Annotated in this window: 4 protein-coding genes; 2 read left to right on the forward strand and 2 right to left on the reverse strand. The window is 73.1% G+C overall.

Annotated features, from left to right (window positions below):
* A partial coding sequence (locus GT030_RS30430; RefSeq protein ID WP_161203846.1) for a lysozyme occupies positions 1–653 on the forward strand: 653 nt, incomplete at its 5' end.
* A 55-nt stretch (positions 654–708) separates the two neighbouring features.
* On the opposite strand, the gene GT030_RS30435 is transcribed toward GT030_RS30430, so the two are convergent.
* Entirely contained in the window at positions 709–1,062 is a 354-nt protein-coding gene (locus GT030_RS30435; protein ID WP_161203847.1) for a hypothetical protein, read from the reverse strand.
* A gap of 168 nt (positions 1,063–1,230) precedes the next feature.
* On the opposite strand from GT030_RS30435, the gene GT030_RS30440 reads away from it, so the two are divergent.
* Positions 1,231–1,830 (forward strand): hypothetical protein, encoded by a 600-nt coding sequence (locus tag GT030_RS30440; protein WP_161203848.1) that lies wholly within the window; start codon positions 1,231–1,233, stop codon positions 1,828–1,830.
* On the opposite strand, the gene GT030_RS30445 is transcribed toward GT030_RS30440, so the two are convergent.
* Positions 1,827–2,945, reverse strand: a complete 1,119-nt coding sequence (locus GT030_RS30445; RefSeq protein ID WP_346009777.1) for an AI-2E family transporter — start codon at positions 2,943–2,945, stop codon at positions 1,827–1,829. The genes GT030_RS30440 and GT030_RS30445 overlap by 4 nt on opposite strands.
* Positions 2,946–2,952 lie beyond the last annotated feature (7 nt).

A 2,952-nucleotide genomic window follows, 5' to 3' on the forward strand; every position in this document is an offset into this window, starting at 1 on the left:
CCGACCGGTCCGCCGGCCTCCGGGTGAGCCAGACCGAGGGCGTGGACGTCTCCAGCCACCAGGGCAACGTCGCCTGGTCCAGCCTGTGGAGCGCGGGCACCAAGTGGGCCTACACCAAGGCGACCGAGGGCACGTACTACAAGAACCCCTACTTCACCCAGCAGTACGACGGCCCCTACAGCGTGGGCATGATCCGGGGCTCGTACCATTTCGCCACCCCCGACACCACCAGCGGCAAGACCCAGGCCGACTACTTCGTCGACCACGGCGGCGGCTGGTCCAAGGACGGCAAGACGCTGCCCGGTGTCCTGGACATCGAGTGGAACCCCTACGGGGCGTCCTGCTACGGCAAGTCCAAGAGCGCGATGGTGAGCTGGATCAAGGACTTCCTGAACCGCTACAAGGCCCGCACCGGCCGCTCCGCCGTCATCTACACGGCCACCAACTGGTGGAAGGACTGCACCGGCGACTACTCCGGCTTCGCCTCGTCCACCCCGCTGTGGATCGCCCGCTACGCCTCCACCCCCGGCACCCTGCCGGCCGGCTGGTCCACGCACTCCATGTGGCAGTACACCTCCTCCGGCAAGACGGTGGGCGACCACAACAAGTTCAACGGCTCCCTCACCAGGCTGCGGGCGCTCGCCAACGGCTGACGCTCCGGCAGCCCTCCGTGCGCGGGACCCGGCCCACGGGCCGGCCCGCGCACCGTCACGCGACCACCACCTGCCAGGCCAGCACCAGCCCGCCCGCGTACACCAGCGCCCCCAGCGGCAGCCCGCACCACGGCCTGAGTCCACGCCGCCGGGCCGCGACCGCGAGCGCCGCGCCCGCCGCCCACACCAGGCCCACCCACGGCAGCCCCCACATCAGCAGCAGACCGCCGCCGGTGCAGTGCAGCGGGTCCGGGCGGTGGATGCCGCAGTCGTCGGTGGCGAAGACGGCGACGTAGCACAGCAGCAGGTTCAGCAGCGCCCCGCCCGCGGTCAGCAGGCCGACGACCACCACGTAGGCGACCGGCCACGGCCGGCGCTGCCGCGTCCCCCCTGCTTCGTACCCGCTCATGACCCCACCCCTTGCTTCCCGCCGCTCCGGCACCACCGACGCTACGGGCCGCCCTTCGCCGGGCACTTGAGCGCGCGTACTCAGCCCGGACGGGGCCGCTACTCAGGACGGCGGCTTCTGAGTACCCGCACTCAGGCGTACTTCCAGCTCTTCGGGCAGGCTGAAGGCATGACGACGCCATCACCGAAGACTCCGGCACCGCGGCTGTGGGCGGGGCTGGCCGCGCTCGGCGTGACCGTCGCGTGCGGCGGGGCCGCGCTCTCCTGGTCCGGCAACGACGGTGACCGCCCGCGCGTGACCGACACCCGCGCGGGCGTCTCCTACGCCGTGCCCGAGGGCTGGCGTCACGACCCGGCGGCGGACCGGGAGTTGCTCGGCGCGTTCTCCTCCCGGATCAGCGGCGCCTCCGAGGCCGCCCCGGCCGAGGACGCCACCGTGCTGACCGGCGCGGCCGGGCGGCCCGTACCGAGCGCCGAACTGCGCCGGACCGCCGAGGGCGCCGCCCGCTCCAACGCCGCGTTCTTCTTCCCGGACGCGGCCCCCACCCTCACCGAGTCCCGCCGCACCGAACTGGGCGGCCGCACCGCCCACACCGTCGCCCTGGACGTCCCGCACGACGGCGGCACCGCCCGCGTGGAACTGACCGTGGTCGCCGGCAACCATCCGGCCTTCCTCCTCGCCCTCGCCTCGAACGCGTCCGACAGCCGCGTCCTGGCGGACGTGCACGCCGTGGAGGCCAGCGTCGCGTTGGACGGCAGGGCGAGCTAGGGCGGGGGAGGAGCCCGTAGTGCGCTCAGTACCGCCCACGCCACCGAGACGAACGGCACTGCCACCACCGCGCCGATCACTCCGGCCACGATGCTGCCGGCGATCACGGAGACCGCGACGACCAGGGGATGCAGCCGCACCGCCCAGCTCATCACCAGCGGATGCAGGACGTGCCCCTCCAACTGGCCGATGACCACGATGAGCACCAGTACCGCGGCGGCCGTCAGCGGGCCGCGCCCGGCCAGGGCCACGACCGTCGCCACACCGAGCGCCACCGGGGAGCCCACCAGGGGGACGAACGCGGCGAAGAACTCCAGCAGGGTCAGCGGCAGCGCCAGCGGCACCCGCAGGACGAACAGCACGATGCCGACCAGGATCGCGTTGGTCGCGGCGATGATGATGATGCCCCGCGTATAGCCGGCGAAGGTCCGCCAGGCGGCCCGGCCCGCCCGCTCCCACACCGGCCGGGCCTTGCTCGGCAGCAGCCGGACGCTCACCCAGCGCCACAGCTTCTCCCCGGAGTGGATGAAGAAGACCGAGGCGAACAGCGCCAGCGCCCCGCCCGTGATCACCTCCACCACCCGGCCGAGCCCGGACACCGCGCTGCTGAACAGGCTCGCCCGGTGCCGGGAGAGATAGTCCGTCACCTCCTGCTGCACCGCGGCCAGGCGCCCCGGACTCAGCCGGAACGGCGGCTGCCGCAGCCACTCCTCGATCCGGTGCACCCCACCCCGGAACTCCCCGCCCAGCCGCGTCGACTCGCCCGCCACCGCGTTGCCCACCAGCGCCAGCAGCCCCAGCACCAGCAGGATGCTGCCGATCAGCGCCACGGCCACGCTCAGCGGCCGGGGCATGAACCGGTCCAGCACATCGGCGAGCGGCCGCAGCACCGAGGTGACGACCAGCGCCAGGAACAAGGACACGGCGATGAGCTGGAAGCGGCCCAGCACGCTGAACATGCCCCAGACGACGATCCCGACCATGATGAGCCGCCACGAGTACGCCGCCGCGATCCGCAGCCACCCCATGGTCCGCTCGGCCACCGGGGCACGGGGTACGGACCGGGTCACCGAGGGCAGCCGCACGGAGTACGCCGGACGGCTGCCCCGCACCACGCCCCGC

It is taken from the genome of Streptomyces sp. SID1328, assembly GCF_009865595.1.
Lineage (GTDB): Bacteria > Actinomycetota > Actinomycetes > Streptomycetales > Streptomycetaceae > Streptomyces > Streptomyces griseoluteus.

Excerpts from the sequence above, each read along its gene's own strand:
- GT030_RS30435 (WP_161203847.1), bottom strand. The coding sequence starts at position 1,062 with ATGAGCGGGTACGAAGCAGGGGGGACGCGGCAGCGCCGGCCGTGGCCG.
- GT030_RS30440 (WP_161203848.1), top strand. The coding sequence starts at position 1,231 with ATGACGACGCCATCACCGAAGACTCCGGCACCGCGGCTGTGGGCGGGG.